An 18,871-nucleotide genomic window follows, 5' to 3' on the forward strand; every position below is an offset into this window, starting at 1 on the left:
GCATCTCCAAAAGATTCTGACTTCGGTTTCCCCGCCACCTGGTTGAATTTCGCCATCGCATCCGCTTAGCCGCGCAAGTTCTGAACGTTCAAATGAAGTCAATTTGAACAGTTCGTCGACATTATCGAGGTTCTCCCCCTCATAGATTGCTGTAGCCAGTTTTGATGTCGTCTGCGCGTATTGCGGCAACTGATCCTGAGCGATCACGACTGAAACGACCATCAACATCGGAAGGCAAAGCAGGCCCCGGCGCATAGAACACCCCTCAAACAATGCTCGACCCGTGTTCAATGTGACAGATGATGAGCAAGACCACAAATCGTCACGCTTTACGTCAGCGCAAAAAGAGTGAAGATGTAGGCTATGTTGGGGGAGAACAACTATCACGGAACTGAGCGCTAGTGTGCCTGCTGAAAGCCCGGCCTTTGGCCGAACACCATCCGAAGGTTTCGGTACGCCCGGTTATCGCGCTTACGTACTCAGCGCGCTCCTGATCGTCTACATCTTCAACTTTATCGATCGCACTATCGTCAACATCTTGACCGAACCGATCAAGCTCACCTTTGGCCTTGAAGATTGGCAAATGGGGCTTCTCGGCGGTCCCGCCTTTGCGGTCCTCTATACGTTTCTGGGTCTACCCATCGCTCGAGTCGCGGAGCGCAAGAACCGCGTGTTGATCATTGCGCTTGCGGTCGCTGTGTGGAGCCTGTTCACCGCTCTGTGCGGCTTCGCCATGTCTTTCATGATGCTTTTTTTGTTCCGCGTAGGCGTTAGCATCGGAGAAGCGGGCTGCACCCCGCCTGCGCAATCGCTGATTGCCGATTATTTCAAGCCATCCAGACGCGCGACGGCGGTATCGATCTATGCGTTGGGCGTTCCGCTAGGCGGTATGCTCGCGTCTATCTTCGGAGGCCAAATCGCGGGCATGCAAGGCGCGGATTTTGGCGCATGGATCGCCTCGACCGGCCTAGGCGGATTGTTCGGTGATCTGGACTGGTCGCAAGTCGAAGGTTGGCGAATTGCTTTCGTTGTTGTCGGCATTCCTGGCCTGCTGCTATCTCTGATCGTGTGGCGAAGCATCAAGGAACCTCCGCGCGGCTACACTGATCCGGCCGCACTGCAAGGGCTTGAAAAGGCAAGTTTCAAGGAATCGCTAGCGGTTCTGATGAAAAAACCCGCTTATCGCCACGTAGTGATCGGCGCCACGCTTGCCTCTTTCGTGGGTTACGGCGTGGGCCAATTCACGACATCCTTTCTGATCCGCACGCATGAGCTCTCTATCCAAACGGCATCGCTCCTTTTCGGGATCATACTTGGCCTGATGGCAGCGCTCGGCGTGTTCAGTTCGGGCTGGCTATCGGACAAGATGGCCAAGCGTTACCCTAACGCGCTGTCCTGGCTGCCTGCGGTTGGCATGGCCGCGTCTGTTCCTCTTTACGCCTTTGGTTTCCTTACAGATAGTCTTTGGCTTGCCATGCCACCCTTGATGATCGCGGCAATGATTCACTATTTCTACCTTGGACCTATGTACGCAGTCTCAGGCGGAGTAGTGGACAGCCGAATGCGCGCAACCTCAGTTGCGATCACATTGTTCGTGGTCAACTTGCTCGGCTATGGTCTGGGACCACCGCTGATAGGCGCGCTGTCGACATTCCTAAAAACGGCATTTCTGGATGCGCAGGGTCTGGGCCTGACGCTCGAATCCTGCAAACCATTGTTGGCCTTCGCGTCAAGCAATGGCCTGACGCCAAGCAGCACACAAGATGCAAGTCTTGCCGCCTGTGCCAGCGCTGACGCGCGCGGACTGCAATGGTCAATCGTGGTTTTTGTGTGCGGCTATGGCTGGGCAGCCCTGCATTATCTTCTAGCTGGCCGAACACTACAAAGGGACATGGTTGCGAACTCTGCTCAATAGCGCGCGTGTCACGTTCTGCTTTGCAGTTGCCAACTCTCCCGCTAGTTCACAGAAATGTCCGAAACCACCAACACCGTCTACGTCCTCAACGGACCGAACCTGAATCTGCTAGGGCTGCGCGAGCCGGAGATTTACGGCTCGGACACGCTCGACGATATCGCGGGCATGCTTGAGGATCGCGCCCGCGAGTTGGGCTTGGCCATCGATATGCGGCAGACTAATCATGAGGGTATGCTGGTGGATTGGTTGCATGAAGCTCAAGCCGAGGGCGCCCGCGCCGTTCTACTGAACGCTGCGGCTTATACACACACCTCAATCGCGTTGCTCGACGCGATAAAGGCGATCAGAACACCGGTGATTGAAGTGCACCTTTCCGATCCGACGACTCGCGAAGATTTCCGGCATATCTCTTATGTCGGCAAGGCCGCCGCGAAATGCGTGCAGGGTCACGGGGCAAAGAGCTATCTGATCGCTCTCGAAGCCGTCGCAAAAGGCGAAGTCTGACGCTTTTCTGCTAAGAAAAAGTGGCACAACGCCTCTTGCCAGCCACATTTTGGACGAATAGTCACACTCGCAACCAATATTTGAGGGGCAATAATGGCCGAACGTAAAGCTGCCGGGGGTCGCAAATCCGGCATGAATATCGACAGCAAACTCGTGCGCGAATTGGCTGAACTACTCAACGAAACGGGTCTCACCGAAATCGAAGTCGAGGATGATGACCGGAAGATTCGGGTCGCGCGCGGCGGCGGAGTACCTTCCTATGCGGCAGCGCCGGTAGCTGTCCCGGCACCGGCGGCTGCGGCACCTGCTGCTGCGGCCCCTACTCCTGCAGCCGGCGAAGCACCGGCAGAGGATCACGGTGACGCGATAAAATCTCCGATGGTGGGCACCGCCTATCTTGCGCCTGAGCCGGAAGCAGACAATTTCGTAAAGGTCGGTGACAGCGTTAAAGAAGGCGACACGCTACTCATTGTCGAGGCGATGAAGGTTATGAACCCGATTCCCGCTGATAAGTCCGGCACGGTGAAGGCGATCCTTGTCGACAACGGACAGCCGGTCGAATTCGACCAGCCGCTCGTCGAAATCGGCTAAGTCATGAGCATTTCACGCATATTGATCGCCAATCGGGGCGAAATCGCGCTGCGTATCCACCGCGCCGCGCATGAAATGGGTATCGAAACGGTCGCAGTGCATTCGACTGCCGATGCAGACGCAATGCACGTCCGATTGGCTGATCAGGCGGTGTGTATCGGCCCCCCCGCAGCAACCGACAGTTATCTCAACATCGCGAACATCATTTCAGCCGCCGAATGCGCGCATTGTGACGCGATCCACCCCGGCTACGGTTTTCTATCCGAGAATGCGAAATTCGCTGAGATCGTCGAAGCACACGATATCAAGTGGATCGGGCCCAAACCAGAGCACATCCGCACGATGGGTGACAAGGTCGCCGCCAAGCAAACTGCCGGCGAGTTGGGTCTGCCCCTGGTACCGGGAAGCGACGGCGCAGTTTCCGACTACGATGAAGCCAGAAAGATCGCCCAGGACATTGGCTATCCCGTGATCATCAAAGCCGCATCAGGTGGCGGCGGGCGCGGCATGAAGGTGTGCGAAAGCGAGGACAAACTTGAAACGCTGATGAAGCAGGCTGGCAGCGAAGCCAAGGCCGCGTTTGGCGACGACACCGTATATATCGAGAAGTATCTTGGTAATCCGCGCCATATCGAATTCCAAGTGTTCGGCGATGGCAATGGTAATGCGATCCACCTTGGTGAACGGGATTGCTCGCTGCAGCGCCGACACCAAAAGGTATTGGAGGAGGCTCCCTCCCCCGTGATCAACCACGAAGAGCGCATGCGAATGGGCGAAGTTTGCTCAAAAGCGATGCGCGACATGGGCTATCGCGGGGCAGGTACGATCGAGTTCCTTTGGGAAGATGGCGAATTCTACTTTATTGAGATGAACACGCGCCTTCAGGTCGAACACCCCGTCACTGAAGCAATCACCGGTGTCGATCTGGTGCGGGAACAGATCCGTATTGCAGCTGGCAAACCACTTTCCGTGGCGCAAGAAGATCTCGAGTTCAAAGGTCACGCAATCGAGTGCCGGATCAATGCAGAGGACCCATTTACCTTTGCCCCCTCACCCGGCAAGGTCTCCTATTATCACCCTGCCGGCGGGATGCATGTTCGCGTGGATTCAGGGTTATATGCGGGCTATTCGATCCCGCCATATTACGACAGCATGATTGCCAAGCTGATCGTCTACGGTCGCAATCGCGAGGGCTGCATCATGCGTCTACGCCGAGCGCTTGAGGAGATGGTAGTGGAAGGCGTGAAAACCAATATTCCGCTACATCAGGAGCTGTTGCACCAAGACGATATCCTGAGCGGTGATTATTCAATCAAATGGCTCGAGGAATGGCTTGAGAAACGCAAGGGGTAGCGTGCTCCCCGAACCGATTGGATCAACTCTCCAACTTGCGCTGTCGGCAATCCGTCGCGTCAAACGCGATGGCAAATGACTATCACCCGCATCACAGATGGATCGGCGCTGAAGACCTTTGTCGCGTGGCCGGTTGGAGTATTGCTCAACTCTTCACTGAGCTCCTCGGGAAGCTGGTGCGGCATAACAAATCGATCTCGCTTGATGTCAGCGCCAAACGTTTTCGCCAGATCGCGCGCATCACGACAAGACCTTATCTCCCTTGTCCTCGTGTCAAACTCCTCAAGCGAGACCTTGTCGGTCTGCACTGACAACTGCATCAGGTGATAATTGGCTTGTTGGGAACCTCGCCCCGACCCGTCTTGAGCTGTGAGCTGACCCGGAATTAGCAATGCCAATGCCATCAAGAAAACTGATGAAAGCCCGGTTACTTTGCTGTTGATCTTCATAAGTCGCTTCCTTCCGGCAGGGCTCGCCACATCAGCTGCCCCATGAACTCTAACCAGACTATCAGCCGCTATTCTTACAGCTAATAGGTGGCAATAATCCGCGACCCAATCTTTTACCCTAACGCGCCTAAGAATTGCTCCCTGATATGCTGATCATCGCGCGCTCAAGGCAATATGACTATTCCAGTGGCACACCCGGCTCATGTTTAGCAGTGCGGATGGTCAGCGACGTCTTGACGCTCTCTACATTCGGTGCGGGCGTCAGCTTGCTGGTGAGGAACTCCTGAAAACTCTGCAAATCGCGGCTCACGACCTTGAGGATAAAGTCGATCTCTCCATTGAGCATGTGCACTTCGCGGACTTCTGGAAGTTCGCGCATCGCCTCTTCAAATTCTCGCAGCGCGCTTTCAGCCTGACTTTTAAGACTCACCATCGCGAAAACCGTGATCGCGAAACCAAGTTTCGAAGCGTCCAGATCTGCGTGATATCCGCGGATTACACCTTCGTCCTCAAGCCCGCGTACCCGACGAAGACAGGGAGGAGCCGTCAGACCCACTCGATGCGCAAGTTCGACGTTCGTGACACGCCCTTCCGATTGCAATTCAGCCAGCAAGCGGCGGTCAATTTCGTCCAGACTGGCCATAAATTACCCTTATATCCCCAGATTGGCTCCGATTCGGAACCAAATGAAACACATGTGCCCTTTTAGCAGGCTCAAAACTAATATTATTGTTCCTGCCAGCAATTGTCCCGCTTTGCAACGCATCGAGAAACACACTCCGCAAGCTGTTCTCAACGCTGGTAGGGAACACTCGGCGCGAACTGTGTGCGCCTGATTCTATGCGCGACTCGCGCGTTTTTGGAGCTGCGATGTTCTTTGACGACCGCCTTGCGACTGTGTTGCGCCACCGCGCCACCAGTGAGCGTGGCGCGCGCACGCAGTTCCGTCAGTTGCTCGACTTGCTTGGGGGGCGCAGCTACGGACGCGATAGCAGCCTGCTGGCGGCAGCCTGGCTTAGGCTGGGCGCCTTAGGGGAACAGATTCCTGCCAAAGAGCGCGCGCGCATTGTTCGCGAGCCCAGCTGGCGCTTTCGCAGCGTGCATTTGGCAGCGCATTTAGCCGAGGACGAGCCAGAGGTGGCATCAGCTGCGCTGGCACGGGCGGATCTCGACGAGGATGACTGGCTAAGCCTGATCCCGCACTTGCCCATCCGCGCACGCGGCTTCTTGCGCAATCGCAGCGATTTGCCCGAAGGTGCATCACGGTTACTCGATCAGCTTGGCATCCACGATCGCGGATTACCTAACCCTGAGAGCCGCGCTCCGGCGAAATCCGATGAGTCCGATGAGATTGTAGAACTGGACGTAGAGGCTCCGCCGCTGCCCGAGCCGGAGCCCGAACCTTCAAACAAATCGGATCGAATGCCGGGCTCTCCCATCCCGCGCAGACCAGCTGCACAAGCGGGCGCAGACGAAAAGAGCGTAATTGCAGCTACCATTGAACGCATCGCGCAATTCCGACGCGACCATGCGCCTGAACCTGCGAGCGATCTTTCGCCGCGCCTTCCACTGGGTGAACAGACCTCTCGGCCGCAACACGAAATTACCAGCTTCGCCTTCGAGAGTGATGCGCAGGGACGCATAATCTGGGCTGAGTCCGGCGTTGCGCCAATGGTTATTGGTCAACGGATTGCAGACAGACGCAAGGCAGAAACTGCCGGTAGTTTCGATCCGATGGCGAGCGCAGTAGGTCAGCAACAACCGATCGAACACGGAACGCGGGTCCTTGAAGGCGCAGCAGCGATACGCGGTCGGTGGATTGTCGATGCTCATCCGCGTTTCTCTCGCAGTGGCGGCCGATTCCATGGCTATGTTGGGCGCTTCCGTCGTCCGTTTGACCGGTCGAAGGCAATTGGCGCAAAGAGCGAGGCGGACCGTCTTCGTCAGTTGCTGCATGAACTGCGGACGCCGGTGAACGCGGTGCAAGGTTTTGCCGAGTTGATTCACCAACAGTTGTATGGCCCGGTCCCAAATGCCTACCGTGCATTGGCAGCAACGATCGCAGGTGACGCGGCCAATATTCTGGCAGGCTTTGACGAACTTGAACGGCTGGCAAAGTTGGAGAGTGGCGCAATCTCGCTCGGCGGCGGCAAAACAGATCTGGTCTCGCTCTTACGGCGCACATCTGAGCAGTTGAACCATGTCCTGGCGCCGCGCATGGCGGGCATTGAATTTGCTCAAACACAGCAGCGCAGCATGTGGGTTGAAGTTGATCCCGATGAAGCAGAAGCGATGATATGGCGCCTGCTGGCAACATTGGCCGGCGCCACAGTAGTGGGCGAAGCGATCACTGCTGAGTTAGAACTTGAGAACGACAGGGCAAAATTCTGGTGCCAGCTTCCCGCTCAATTGATTGCCGAGGACGATGCGTTTATAGCCGAAGTCAGCCGACAGACATCTGAGATCAGCTCTGGCCTTTTTGGAGCAGGTTTCAGCTTGCGGCTGGCGCGTGCCGAGGCGAAAGGCGCAGGCGGTGACCTGGTCCAGGACGAGGATCGCTTGCTACTTACATTGCCGCTGACCGCCGTTACCGGGGTCTCTGCCGATGACGCGAGCGACGCAGTATCGGTATAAGCCGAACAAAATCACATTTCGGTGCTTGTTTCATTGCTACATGCATTGTAGGGGGCACGCCGCATTGCAAACATGCTGCCTGATGGGCCTGTAGCTCAGTTGGTTAGAGCTGGCCGCTCATAACGGCTAGGTCGCGGGTTCGAGTCCTGCCGGGCCCACCAGTGGCAAGGGGACAAAGTCCGCACCGCAATGCGCGAAATCGGTCGGGGAGTGGCGCAGCCTGGTAGCGCACTTGTTTTGGGTACAAGGGGTCGCTGGTTCGAATCCAGTCTCCCCGACCAGTTTTCGCCAAGCGTGAGGGAGAAGCCCAAGCGTGACAAAGTTCCCGGCACATATGCCTCTTGATACGCGGGCGATATGGGCCATTGCGATTCCCGCAATGCTGACCAATGTTGCCACTGCCCTGATCGGTATCGGCGACATGTGGATCGTTGGCCGTTTGGAAGACGCGGCAACACAAGGCGCCGTTGACGTTGGCGCACGATTATTCGCAGTACTTTTTACAGTCATGAATTTTCTGAAGACCGGAACCACAGGTCTGGTCGCACAGGCCGGCGCAAGAGACGGCGAGGTGGAGCAAGTGCGCTTGCTGGCGCGGGGATTGATTGTTGGCACGACTATCGCCGCGCTACTGATCTTGCTCAAACCTTTGCTGATGCCGCTTTTTCTGGGCGCCCTTGGCGCGAGCGGAGATGTGTTAGACGCTGCCAGCATTTACGCAGAAATCCGCTACTGGACGGCGCCTGGCGTAATGCTGAATCTAGCCCTGATTGGTTTTCTCGTTGGCCGCCGCCAGATGACCGCGGTCCTGATCGTAGAAGTCATCTACAACGTCTTGAACGTTGTGCTCGGTTTGTTTCTGGCGCTGCAGTTGGATTGGGGCATTGCCGGTATCGGCTGGTCCAGCTTCATCGCGGAATATGTGAAGTTGGCGATCCTTTCGGCGCTCATCCTGTTCCGGCCTTCTGGGCGCAATTTGATTGGCGCGATCTTTGATGCGGCCACCATTGACTGGATGAAGCTGCGTCCGTTCCTCAATACCAATCGCGACTTGTTTCTGCGCACGCTGGTACTGACCGTGGCGTTAGCCGCGATCACACGTCTTTCTGCCGAACGCGGTCCAGAAGTATTGGCCGCCAATGGGATCATCTACCAACTCTTCATTTTCACTGCCCTGCTGCTGGACGGGTTTGAAAACGCGGCACAGGTTCTCAATGGGGAGCGGGCAGGCGCAAAGGACCTTGGGGGCTTTGCTGCATACACAACCGCCATTCTGTGGCGCGGATTTGCAATTGCTGCGTTGCTCTCGTGCGGATTTGCATTTCTTGCAGATCCAATCTTGGAAAGCTTTGCCGCTACACCTGATGTTGCCAGTGTGGCGCAATCACAAGCGCTTTGGCTTGTGCTGATGCCATTTGCGGGTCTCGCGAGCTTTGTCTTTGACGGAGTGTTCGTCGGCGCGAGTTGGACAAGAGCGATGTTAATCTCGATGATAGGTGCAAGCGCTGTCTTTGCACTGTCGCTCTGGCTTTCGTGGCCACTAGGAAATGCAGGCCTTTGGGGCAGCTTCATTCTGTTTCTGGCGACAAGAGCTGGCCTTCAGGCAATGATGCTCCCGAGCCTAACTCAGCAAAGCTTTCGCAGCTAGGCTACGTGCCGCTCTATTACCGTTGCAAGCCTGGCTGAAACGGATCTTTCTCTTTCGCCCCTCAGATCCGAAATCACCTGATTGCGGCCCTCTTCCTTGGCTTGATACAAAGCAGCATCAGCTCTGGCGAATAAGGACTCATAGCTTTCACCCTTATGCATTTCCGCCACGCCAAAGCTGGCTGTGAGACGGATGTCAGGGCCAACGCCGCGATGCTCCATCTGTGCAAAGGCAAGTCTGATCCTCTCCGCCAGCCCCGCCGCATCGTCCAGGCCACAATTCCACACCACCAGACAGAATTCTTCTCCACCAATCCGGGCAGAGACATCGCATCCACGGATTGTGCCCTCCAGCAGATCACCGAAATTGATGATCGCCGTATCGCCAGCCTGATGGCCCCAGATATCGTTGACCTGCTTGAAGTGATCAATATCAGCAATCACCATTGCGACGGAGTTGGCTCCATCCTGTCCGCGCTTCATCATGGCACGCGCCTCGTCTTCGAAGGCAGCACGACTTTTCAGACCCGTAAGGTCATCATGAAGCGCACTTTCCTTCAATCTGGTCAGGTAATCAGAGAGACAAGCGCCAAACAGTACGGTAGCGGTCGCCACAGCCTTAATACTCAGCACCAGATTGATCAGCGAGAAATACACTGAGTCGTGATAGACGGCGACGTCGATCTGCCCTTCGATCAGGATTGTGACAGTCGGACGAACGAGGAAATCAGCGGCATTGATCGCCAGAATCGCAATGACGAGGTTATCTGCCAAGTTTCGCCGCGGTGATGACAGCAAGGATATTACTCCTACGAGGAGCATGATCCCATAACCCGTGTTCGAGATGACCAATCTTGGGCCAGCGTCGCGTGTCAACAAAACTTCCGCGATCAACATAGCTGCTGCTATAAGATAGATTATCGCCAAGACTTTCAGGAAAGGTGGCTGCTTCACCCGGTCGCAAGCACCCCAAATCATACAAACTGCCGCAATCGAGTAGGCGATCTGACTCGCCTGGAAAGTGATGCTGGAATCCGGCGCAAGGCTGATCGCGATCAGGAATCCGGTGGCCGAAAAGAGATAGGCACCCGCGAAGGCCAGAACATATCGCCCCAGCCCGCTTTTCCACCAAAGCAAAAAGAAACAGGCAGAAAAGAACAGCGCCATGGAAGGCGTGATCAACTCCACCAGAACAGCCTGCATTTTTAAACGCCTCAAATTGCTACAGAACCCGTCTAGAGCGACAAGGTTAATGAGCCGTGTTCAAGGCGAACAAGATGCAGGAGACCAAAACAATGAAGGGGCCGAGAGTTCTCACTCGCGGCCCCTTCGAAAGACTTGGCTAGAGCAAACTTAGAAGGTGATACCCACTTCTGCGCCCCAGATGCGCGGTTCGTTGACCATAGCGGTGAGGTTGTTGAAATCGATCCCTGACACCGCAGAGACATCGTTGGTGATGTTGCGGCCAAAGAAGGCGAAGTCATAGCGATCCGTGCGATACCCGATGCGCAGACCGCCCTCGAGCATTGAGTCATCGCTGAATTCGACAGACTCATACAGGAAGAACTGAACCTTCGAACGGTAAGTCCAGTCAGTGAAGAGATAGATCTCTCCGTTCGTTCCGGGGATCTCTTCGGTCAAGCCAAGCGACCAATTGGCGGCCCACTTTGGCGCCTGCGGTAGCGTGTTTCCATCGATCGAGTAGATGTTGCTGCCTGCTGTGCGCTCAAGATCCAGCACAGTGCATGGCGCACCACAGCCGGCTACAAACGCGTTCGGGTCATTTATCTGCGTGTCATTGTACGACAGGCCGCCGGCGAATTCGATGCCTTCCATCGGGCGCGCCTGAAGCTCTGCCTCAAAGCCATAACCTTCAACTTCATCAGCATTGAGCAGCGTGGTGAAGTTGTTTGTGCCGCCTACAGCGGTTAGCTGAAGATCTTCGGTAGTGTAATAGAAGCCGCCGAGGTTCAATCGCACCATGCCATCAGCCAGGATGGTCTTGACGCCGGCTTCATAGCTCATGGTCGTTTCACTATCGGCGACAGAAAGCTCGCGTCCAAAAGCCAAGCGTCCCTGCACAGATGGCGCGCGATAACCACGCGCGACGCGGGCATAGACGTTCACGTCATCGCTTGCAGGAACCGTTGCTGCAAGATCCCAGGTAATCACTTCATCATCAACAGAAGTGCGCTGAGTCGGAACCGGGCCACCAAACCCGAGGAAACCCGGGCGAGTGTCAACAGGACGATCAGCCGCAAAATCGCGCTTGTCGTCGTTGTAACGGATGCCGCCCTGAATACGCAGACCGTTGTCGAACTGATAGAACAGTGATGCGAACAGCGCCCATGCTTCACTTTCCTGACGCTGGCGCGCAACCGCAGCCGGTGTCAGATCGGTCGGGGTACCGAAGTCAAAGCTCTCAATGTTGAGCTGCTCGTTGAAGTAGAAGAACCCGGCCTGATATCCAAGCGGACCACCATCGTTCGACGCGATGCGAATTTCCTGAGTATACTGGTCCAGACTTGGTACGTTATCCTGCGATTGAGCAGAAAACGGAATAAAGCCCGGGCCCATTTCCGGCGCGAATGCGTTGCCGAACCCGCCGTCAATATCGCCACGGCTTTCAAGTTCTGCATTCCAATAGCTGGTCACAGAGGTAATTGTGGCCGCGCCCAGATCATACTCCCACACCGCACCAAGGTTATAGCTCTTCAGGTCCTGAAAATTGATCCCGTCAGCGCGGGTTTCATCGCGTTCAAACTTGCTTCCCGGCCCGTCAAGACCGATCAGATCATTACTGCCGGTGGCAAAGGCATTGGCGCGGAACACACGTGCAGTTCCGTCTAGATCGCGATACTGTCCGATCAGGCGCAGACTGAAATCATCGGTCGGCTCAAGCTGAATTTGCGCGCGCAGTGCGATCTCGTCAAAACCTTCCAGATCATCCTTCTGCGCTGTGTCGAGATTGTCTACATAGTCGCTACGGCCCTGATAGAGACCAGAGAGACGAACGGAGGCGACATCGCTCAGATCACCACCGACTGCGCCTTCGAGATTGATCGTGTTGAAGCGAGCATAGCTAGCGCGGACATAATTCTCACCGCGGCCAGGCTTAACGGTATCGAACTTTACGATGCCGGCTGGGGTGTTGCGGCCAAACAGAGTGCCTTGCGGACCGCGCAGTACCTCTACGCGATCAAGGTCAAACACCGGGAAACCTTTCAGAACCGGATTCTCAAGCACAACGTCATCATAAACCAGGCTGACCGGCTGGGACGCGTTCAGGTCGAAGTCCGTATTACCAAGTCCGCGAATGTAGAAGCGCGGGAACGTACGACCGAATGAGCTTTCGATGTTGAGGCTGGGAACCCGGCCAGATAGCGCGCGAATATCTGCACCGGCACCGCTAGCTACCTGCAGAGCTTCACCGCCTAAGGTGCCGACCGAAACGGGCACCTCCTGCAGGTTCTCTTCGCGACGGTTAGCAGTCACGATGATTGTACCGACGCCTGCTTCATCTTCGGCAGTAACATCGGAATCCTGTGCAGCGACAGGTGTGGCAGTCAGCATGGTTGTGGCAATCGCAGCAGAAGCTGCAGTTGAAAGAAAGCGGGAGAAGCGCATGGTCTAAATACCCTTGTTTGCCGGATCGCGCGCTCGAGAGATTGAAAGACGAAGAACGCGAACCGGGTTAATTGACCCGTAATATTAAGAAACCGGCAACTCCCTTGCGAGGATTGAAGCAAAAATCAATTTCGAGCTTTAAACCCAGTGAATTCCACCACTCCAGCGTTGCGAATCCGCCACGACATCCTAATCGCCGTTTGCCGCAGTACACTCCGCAGAATTGATCTCAGGAACTGCCCTTTAGGTCAGACTACGCGCAGCCCCCAAAAATCAGTGAAGTGACGCTAAACGTAAAAAAGGCATGGACCTTCAACACTGCGTTGGTCCCGCCGGGAGACGGCGCGAAGAACGAGATAAGCAATCCTGCAGTCAAAGCCAAATAGCTGAACAGGAAGGCGCCAACATAGGACTGCTTTGATCACGCCACCACAACAGAGCGAATACTTCGCTAAAGATGACTGCGATCGCAGGCGTGACCATTCCCAGCAATTGCGCTTGCATCGCGAGCCTCTCCCTTGACAGTTACTCGCTGTTAACAAGGGCTCATTAATACTCCGCGATGCGCGCCTACTTGCTTGCTCGCAGCTGGCGGCTTGCCCTCTTCCGCACCAACCCCTATCTGGCACGGCAAGTCTCTCACTTCAGAAAATCGATTCAAGGATCCGCCCGATGGCCGCGCAATACGCCTATGTCATGAAAAACATGACCAAGACTTTCCCCGGTGCCCAAAAACCGGTGCTGAGCAATATCAATCTACAGTTCTATCAAGGCGCGAAGATCGGCATTGTGGGCCCTAACGGCGCGGGCAAGTCCACGCTAATGAAGATCATGGCCGGTATCGACACCGATATTAGCGGCGAGGCTTGGCCAGGTGAAAACATCACGGTTGGCTATCTGCCGCAGGAGCCAGAGCTCGACACCTCGAAGACTGTGCTTGAAAACGTCAAGGATGGTGCACGGCATATCGCCGACAAGGTTGACGAGTATAATGCGATCGCCGCGCAAATGGCTGAGCCTGACGCGGACTTCGAAGCGCTGGGCGAACAGATGGCAGAACTGCAAACCGAGATCGACGCTGTCGACGGCTGGACGCTCGACAATCAGCTTGAAATCGCGATGGAGGCTTTGCGCTGCCCACCATCAGACAGCCCAGTCGACAATCTCTCAGGTGGCGAGAAGCGCCGCGTCGCCCTCACACGCCTTTTGATCCAGAAGCCGTCGATTCTGCTGCTGGATGAGCCGACCAACCACCTGGACGCAGAATCGGTCGAATGGCTTGAAAACCACTTGAAGGAATATGCAGGTGCCGTGTTGATGATCACTCACGACCGCTACTTCCTTGATAACGTTGTCGGATGGATCCTCGAGCTCGATCGCGGAACCTACTATCCATACGAAGGCAATTACTCGACTTACCTCGAGAAGAAGGCAAAACGTCTGGAGCAGGAGAGCCGTGAGGAGAGCGGCCGCCAGAAGGCACTCAGCCGCGAGCTTGAATGGATCCGGCAGTCGCCTTCGGCTCGTCAGACCAAATCGAAAGCTCGTATCCGCAAGTTCGAACAGCTTCAGGACGCGCAGAATGACCGTAAGCCGGGCAAGGCGCAAATCGTAATCCAGGTGCCAGAGCGCTTGGGCGGCAAGGTTATCGAAGCTAAGAACATATCCAAGGCCTATGGCGACAAGCTATTGTTTGAGAACCTCAGCTTTATGCTGCCTCCAGGCGGCATTGTCGGTGTGATCGGCCCAAACGGCGCGGGTAAGTCCACGCTATTCCGTATGATCACGGGTCAGGAAACACCCGATAGCGGAACAATCGAAATCGGCGACACTGTGCGCCTTGGCTATGTCGACCAGAGCCGCGACGATCTGGACCCCAAGAACAACGTGTGGGAGGAAATCTCCGACGGGCTCGATTACATGAAGGTCAATGGCCACGACATGTCGACGCGTGCCTATGTGGGTGCGTTCAACTTCAAGGGCGCTGACCAGCAGAAGAACGTTGGCAAGCTTTCAGGTGGTGAACGCAACCGCGTGCATATGGCGAAGATGCTGAAGCAAGGCGGCAATGTGCTGCTGCTGGACGAGCCGACCAACGATCTGGACGTCGAAACGCTGGGCGCGCTTGAAGAAGCTATCGAGAACTTCGCCGGCTGCGCCGTGGTGATCTCGCACGACCGCTTCTTCCTTGACCGTCTGGCAACGCATATCCTTGCATTCGAAGGCAATAGCCACGTCGAATGGTTCGAAGGCAACTTTGAAGCTTATGAGGAAGACAAGCGTCGCCGCCTTGGCGATGCAGCGGACCGACCGACACGGTTGGCGTATAAGAAGCTGACACGGTGATCGTGAGAGGGCGGGTTTGACAATCGCCCTCCCGCCACTCGCAAATCTAATCTCAAAATCCCGTCACCTATGGCAACTTGTTATTAAAGGCTGTAGCAAATAAGCCTATAATATGGTTCGCTTTTTGTCGCAGTCGCAGCGCTTTTATTTAGTGTGTCTACTCTGGCCCAGAATGAAAGCGATGTCCTCTCCCCGGCTGAGTTCCGGGACCAACTCGCTGCCTATGTCGAGGCCAAGACATATTGTAGCACGGGGCCGGGAGACGAATGGACTTTCATTGCAGGGTCTGAAGAGACGTCATTTGACTCGCCCGCCCCCAACCACCACATGTTACAGCAAGGCGCTCGACACGCGGGCGCGTGTACCAGTCGGCGCCACTTCGCAAACCGTGCGTCGCAAACACCAATCCTAAAAGGATAATCATGACCACTCCCAACACCGGTGACACCGTAACCATAGACTACGTCCTCAAACGGACCGACGGCCAGGAAGTCGGCAACACCGCACAGGTCGGCCCGCAGGAGATTCAGCTGGGCAGCGGCCAGATCTTCCCACAGATCGAAGAAGCGCTGACAGAGATGGCAGTTGGAGACGAGCAAACCGTCGCGATCCCGTGCGACCAGGCATTTGGTCCACGCCGCGATGAAATGATTATGAACATCCCGCGCGGCAATCTGCCGCCGGAGCCGGCTCCTGAACCGGGTATGGCGCTACAAGCGCAATCGCCCGATGGCCAGCCGCTGACGCTATATATCGTCGATGTTGGCGAAGACACGATCAAGGTAGATGGCAATCACCCGCTAGCGGGTGAAGACATTACATTCAACCTCACGCTTCGCGAAATCAAGCGGGCCGCATAACCAACGCCGGGCGGGTGGCCACGGTTTGTCGCGAAAGTCAAAAATCACCCGCCCGTCAGCTTGGCCGAGAACCGTCCTTCTTAAGCCTCAATCCGATGGTATTCTTCCAGAAATCGGGGTGGTCGACCACGAATTCGCTGATGAAGGCAAAGGGTATCGCCACCGCAATCACGATCCACAGCACCGACCATGTAATCGGTTCACCAGTGGATAGCCACACGGCCAGCAAGTCCTCGCTGACACCCATGAGAATCCCGATGACCAAGAACTCAAGTGTACGTCTGGTCCGCTCACTAACTCTCATCGTCGATCTCCTTCACTCATCAGGCAGACAACCAATCAGGGTGCAACCCAGCGGCCTTCCCATTCGCCACCGTCTCGCGAAAACTGTGCGCGTATGTGGCCCGAATTGGCAAGATAGAACCAGTCAAGCTCATGCAGATCAATTAGCAGGACGGCAAAGTTCTCGCGCGCGGGCATGATCTGCTCGTCCGTCGGTTGGATGCCCTCCGCCCAATCAGGCAGGCCAGACGTTGGCAAGTTCGAATGCGCGCCCGGCCCATCACCTAAATAGCAACGCTTGGCGAAGTTGGTGCTTTCTGCCCATGCCTGCTCTACCAGCGGCGTATCAGTCTCGATCCGACCGGTTCCACGCACACGGATTTGAACCTTGGCCGCCTTGTCATAGAACAGCGCGCCGACAGGAGCCCCGTCTCCGATCACATCACATTTTGGCGAACGTGCATCGGTGTGCAGCCGAAGCCTCCACGTGTCAGCGACGAAATGGCGCAGCACCATAACTCGCGCGTCGGCATCAGCGGTGGCAATCACCGGTGTGTGCATGGGCGACTTGCGGTCACTTGCTGCCCGCGCCAACCGGGCGGAGATATCTCGATGTATGTCTTCGAAGGTGTCAAACATGATCGGCGCTGTCACCCGCCCAATTTTCCGAGTCAATGCAAACAAGTGTTATTCAGTAAAATGGGCGTCAACATGAACGTAGGCCTTACTAAGCGGTTAAGTTTGCGGTCAGCGAAGCCCCTGTATCGAGTCGAAACGGAACAGGGGCCGCAGGTGGTGGAGCGGCATTATTAGGAGCCCGAAATGACCATCACTGATCTGTTTAAAGGAAGCGCTCTCGCAGCTATCGCGGCCAGTCTCTCCTTCGTTGCAGTGCCCGAAACCGCCGCAGCCTCTTCGAGCGTTTCCGCTGCTGAGATGCAGCAAGCGCGCGACCGTGGTGATCGCCGCCAAGCGCGGCAGGAGAGGCGAAGTCAGCGGAGCGAAAGGCGCGGTGAACGCCGCGCTGAACAGCGCCAGGCACGTCCGGAACGGACACGTATGATTGATCAGCGCGACTTGCGTCAGACGCAGCGTTCGATCCGCGAGAGGAGAGTTGAATCTCCTCGCTCGGAGCCTCGCCAAGAGCGGCGCGTAGAACGCAGACAGGAGCGCCGCGTTGAAAGCTCACCTATGCGCCAAACCCGTCAAGATATCCGTCAAGCTGGTCGCGAAGATCGCCGCCAGGAACGTCGCGCGGAACGTAGCAACATGCGTCAAAACGGAGAATACAACCGCGGGGAACGGCGTGAGCAACGTTTAGTGCGTGAGCGTAATGGCAGCTACGCAAACCGTGATCGCAATCGCAGCTACCGTGACGAGCGACGCGTCAATCGCCAAGAGGCCTATCGTGACGGTCGCAGAGATGGTCGCCGTATAGAGCGCAATCGCGACCGCTACGAGGATCGCAACATTCGCCGCAATGCCTATCGTGACGGTCGCAGAGATGGATACCGTGACGGCCGGCGCGGCGCGTATCGCGACGGCTATCGTGATGGCCGTCGCTACACCTATCGGGACCGGCGATATTATGGGCGCGGTCACTACGGCAAAGATTATCGCCGGTGGGATCGTAAGCGGTGGCGAAATCACCACCGGTACAACTGGCGCCATTATCGCCATTCGCACCGGAATATCTTCCGCTTGGGTGCCTACTACGCGCCGTACCGCCATCATCATTACAGCCGGATCAGCATCGGGTTCTATCTAGATCACCTGTTCTTCGGTGCGCGTTACTGGATCAATGACCCGTGGAACTATCGCCTGCCGGACGTTTATGGACCTTATCGGTGGGTACGTTACTACGACGATGTCCTGCTGGTCGATATCTACACTGGCGAAGTTGTCGATGTGATCTACGACTTCTTCTGGTAAACAGCCTCCCCTCGCTCCGTGATTATATCCGGAGCAAACAGAACCCCCGCCAGTTCGATTGATTGGCGGGGGTTCTTTATTCGCAGCGAGTTTTTGTGCTCAGCCCTTTGGGTTGCCGAAAGGCAGCATACGAAAAAGATTACCGTCCCTGTCGAGCAGCGTATGCTTAAGCGTTCCAAGTACGTGAACGACCAGCAGCATGAGCAGGAACGCACCTGCCTGTCCGTGCTGCTCGAATGCCGCCTTCGCCGCTTCCGGGTTTACTTCCATTGGCAGCGGCGGGACCGAGAACAGTCCAAACACGCTGATGGGCGCGCCATATTGCGACATGGCAGACCATGCGCCGAATGGCATTACCAGCAAAAGGATGAAAAACAGCGTATGGACGATCCGCGCCAGCCAACGCTCCCAAGTGGCCAAATGGCTTGCGAGAGGTGCTTTACCCCCGGTGAAGTGGACGATGAGTAATGCCACCGCAAGAAACCACAGCGTGACGCCAATGGAAAAGTGATTGGACATGATCGCCCTTGCCGCTTCTTCGCTTTCGGTGGCCTTTGCGGTTCTGCGGATCAGCCAATTGGCGATAACGCCAGCAGCTATAAACCAGTGCAATGCCATCGCAATGCCAGAATACTTTGTGCGAGTCCCGTCAGCCATATCGTCGCTCTCCCCAAGCTCTTGATCAATCACCGATACCAGATCGCGCATCTTCAACCAAACCGCACAATTCA

The 18,871-nt window shown here is 56.0% G+C and carries 16 protein-coding genes and 2 tRNA genes; 11 read left to right on the forward strand and 7 right to left on the reverse strand.

The genetic code is table 11. From position 1 onward, the window contains the following. Positions 1 to 403 precede the first annotated feature (403 nt). The 4 genes from A6F69_RS09945 (at position 404) to accC (ending at position 4,363) form a co-directional block, all read left to right on the forward strand. The gene (locus tag A6F69_RS09945) at positions 404 to 1,915 is read left to right on the forward strand and encodes a spinster family MFS transporter (RefSeq protein ID WP_144573610.1); all 1,512 of its coding nucleotides are present in this window, start codon (positions 404 to 406) and stop codon (positions 1,913 to 1,915) included. A gap of 54 nt (positions 1,916 to 1,969) precedes the next feature. Then, positions 1,970 to 2,419 (forward strand): type II 3-dehydroquinate dehydratase, encoded by a 450-nt coding sequence (locus A6F69_RS09950; RefSeq protein ID WP_067600661.1) that lies wholly within the window; start codon positions 1,970 to 1,972, stop codon positions 2,417 to 2,419. Positions 2,420 to 2,512: 93 nt separating this feature from the next. After that, positions 2,513 to 3,010: an acetyl-CoA carboxylase biotin carboxyl carrier protein gene (gene accB / locus A6F69_RS09955; protein ID WP_067600663.1), complete on the forward strand. Its 498-nt coding sequence runs from the start codon at positions 2,513 to 2,515 to the stop codon at positions 3,008 to 3,010. A 3-nt stretch (positions 3,011 to 3,013) separates the two neighbouring features. After that, a complete protein-coding gene (accC, locus tag A6F69_RS09960) occupies positions 3,014 to 4,363 on the forward strand; it encodes an acetyl-CoA carboxylase biotin carboxylase subunit (protein WP_067600666.1) in 1,350 nt (449 codons plus the stop codon). 59 nt (positions 4,364 to 4,422) lie between these two features. Here accC and A6F69_RS09965 read toward each other — a convergent pair whose 3' ends face one another. Together A6F69_RS09965 and A6F69_RS09970 are read right to left on the reverse strand one after the other, a co-directional pair. After that, positions 4,423 to 4,812, reverse strand: a complete 390-nt coding sequence (locus A6F69_RS09965) for a hypothetical protein (protein WP_144573608.1) — start codon at positions 4,810 to 4,812, stop codon at positions 4,423 to 4,425. A gap of 178 nt (positions 4,813 to 4,990) precedes the next feature. Continuing rightward, a complete protein-coding gene (locus tag A6F69_RS09970; RefSeq protein WP_067600672.1) occupies positions 4,991 to 5,455 on the reverse strand; it encodes an Lrp/AsnC family transcriptional regulator in 465 nt (154 codons plus the stop codon). A gap of 227 nt (positions 5,456 to 5,682) precedes the next feature. Here A6F69_RS09970 and A6F69_RS09975 point away from each other — a divergent pair, with 227 nt between their 5' ends. The 4 genes from A6F69_RS09975 to A6F69_RS09990 all read left to right on the forward strand — a co-directional run bounded on the left by A6F69_RS09975 (position 5,683) and on the right by A6F69_RS09990 (position 9,094). Further along, positions 5,683 to 7,446, forward strand: coding sequence for a sensor histidine kinase (locus A6F69_RS09975; protein WP_067602899.1), 1,764 nt, complete (start codon positions 5,683 to 5,685; stop codon positions 7,444 to 7,446). An 84-nt stretch (positions 7,447 to 7,530) separates the two neighbouring features. Then, positions 7,531 to 7,607: transfer RNA gene (locus A6F69_RS09980), tRNA-Ile, on the forward strand. Positions 7,608 to 7,650: 43 nt separating this feature from the next. Next, positions 7,651 to 7,727 (forward strand) — tRNA-Pro (locus A6F69_RS09985). 32 nt (positions 7,728 to 7,759) lie between these two features. Further along, positions 7,760 to 9,094: an MATE family efflux transporter gene (locus A6F69_RS09990; RefSeq protein WP_083984762.1), complete on the forward strand. Its 1,335-nt coding sequence runs from the start codon at positions 7,760 to 7,762 to the stop codon at positions 9,092 to 9,094. Here A6F69_RS09990 and A6F69_RS09995 read toward each other — a convergent pair. Together A6F69_RS09995 and A6F69_RS10000 are read right to left on the reverse strand one after the other, a co-directional pair. After that, entirely contained in the window at positions 9,091 to 10,296 is a 1,206-nt protein-coding gene (locus A6F69_RS09995; protein ID WP_067600674.1) for a diguanylate cyclase, read from the reverse strand. The two genes, A6F69_RS09990 and A6F69_RS09995, sit on opposite strands and share 4 nt — an antisense overlap. A gap of 150 nt (positions 10,297 to 10,446) precedes the next feature. Further along, positions 10,447 to 12,720, reverse strand: a complete 2,274-nt coding sequence (locus tag A6F69_RS10000) for a TonB-dependent receptor (protein ID WP_067600676.1) — start codon at positions 12,718 to 12,720, stop codon at positions 10,447 to 10,449. Between the two features lie 672 nt (positions 12,721 to 13,392). Between A6F69_RS10000 and ettA the strand changes: the two genes are divergently transcribed. Both ettA and A6F69_RS10010 read left to right on the forward strand, forming a co-directional pair. Next, positions 13,393 to 15,066: an energy-dependent translational throttle protein EttA gene (gene ettA / locus A6F69_RS10005; RefSeq protein ID WP_067600678.1), complete on the forward strand. Its 1,674-nt coding sequence runs from the start codon at positions 13,393 to 13,395 to the stop codon at positions 15,064 to 15,066. Positions 15,067 to 15,488: 422 nt separating this feature from the next. After that, positions 15,489 to 15,926, forward strand: a complete 438-nt coding sequence (locus tag A6F69_RS10010) for an FKBP-type peptidyl-prolyl cis-trans isomerase (RefSeq protein ID WP_067600680.1) — start codon at positions 15,489 to 15,491, stop codon at positions 15,924 to 15,926. 55 nt (positions 15,927 to 15,981) lie between these two features. Here the strand turns inward: A6F69_RS10010 and A6F69_RS10015 are convergent, their stop codons facing one another. Further along, positions 15,982 to 16,230: a PrgI family protein gene (locus A6F69_RS10015; protein WP_067600684.1), complete on the reverse strand. Its 249-nt coding sequence runs from the start codon at positions 16,228 to 16,230 to the stop codon at positions 15,982 to 15,984. Positions 16,231 to 16,265: 35 nt separating this feature from the next. After that, positions 16,266 to 16,847 (reverse strand): PNPOx family protein, encoded by a 582-nt coding sequence (locus A6F69_RS10020; protein WP_067600687.1) that lies wholly within the window; start codon positions 16,845 to 16,847, stop codon positions 16,266 to 16,268. Positions 16,848 to 17,030: 183 nt separating this feature from the next. Here A6F69_RS10020 and A6F69_RS10025 point away from each other — a divergent pair, with 183 nt between their 5' ends. After that, positions 17,031 to 18,140 carry an RcnB family protein gene (locus A6F69_RS10025; protein ID WP_067600690.1) on the forward strand — a complete coding sequence of 370 codons (1,110 nt, stop codon included), beginning with the start codon at positions 17,031 to 17,033 and terminating at the stop codon, positions 18,138 to 18,140. 99 nt (positions 18,141 to 18,239) lie between these two features. Here A6F69_RS10025 and A6F69_RS10030 read toward each other — a convergent pair whose 3' ends face one another. Continuing rightward, on the reverse strand, positions 18,240 to 18,797 hold the full coding sequence (locus A6F69_RS10030; RefSeq protein WP_067602904.1) for a cytochrome b: 558 nt from the start codon (positions 18,795 to 18,797) through the stop codon (positions 18,240 to 18,242). Positions 18,798 to 18,871: the final 74 nt, after the last annotated feature.

This window comes from Altererythrobacter ishigakiensis (genome assembly GCF_001663155.1).
Taxonomy (GTDB): Bacteria; Pseudomonadota; Alphaproteobacteria; order Sphingomonadales; family Sphingomonadaceae; genus Erythrobacter; species Erythrobacter ishigakiensis.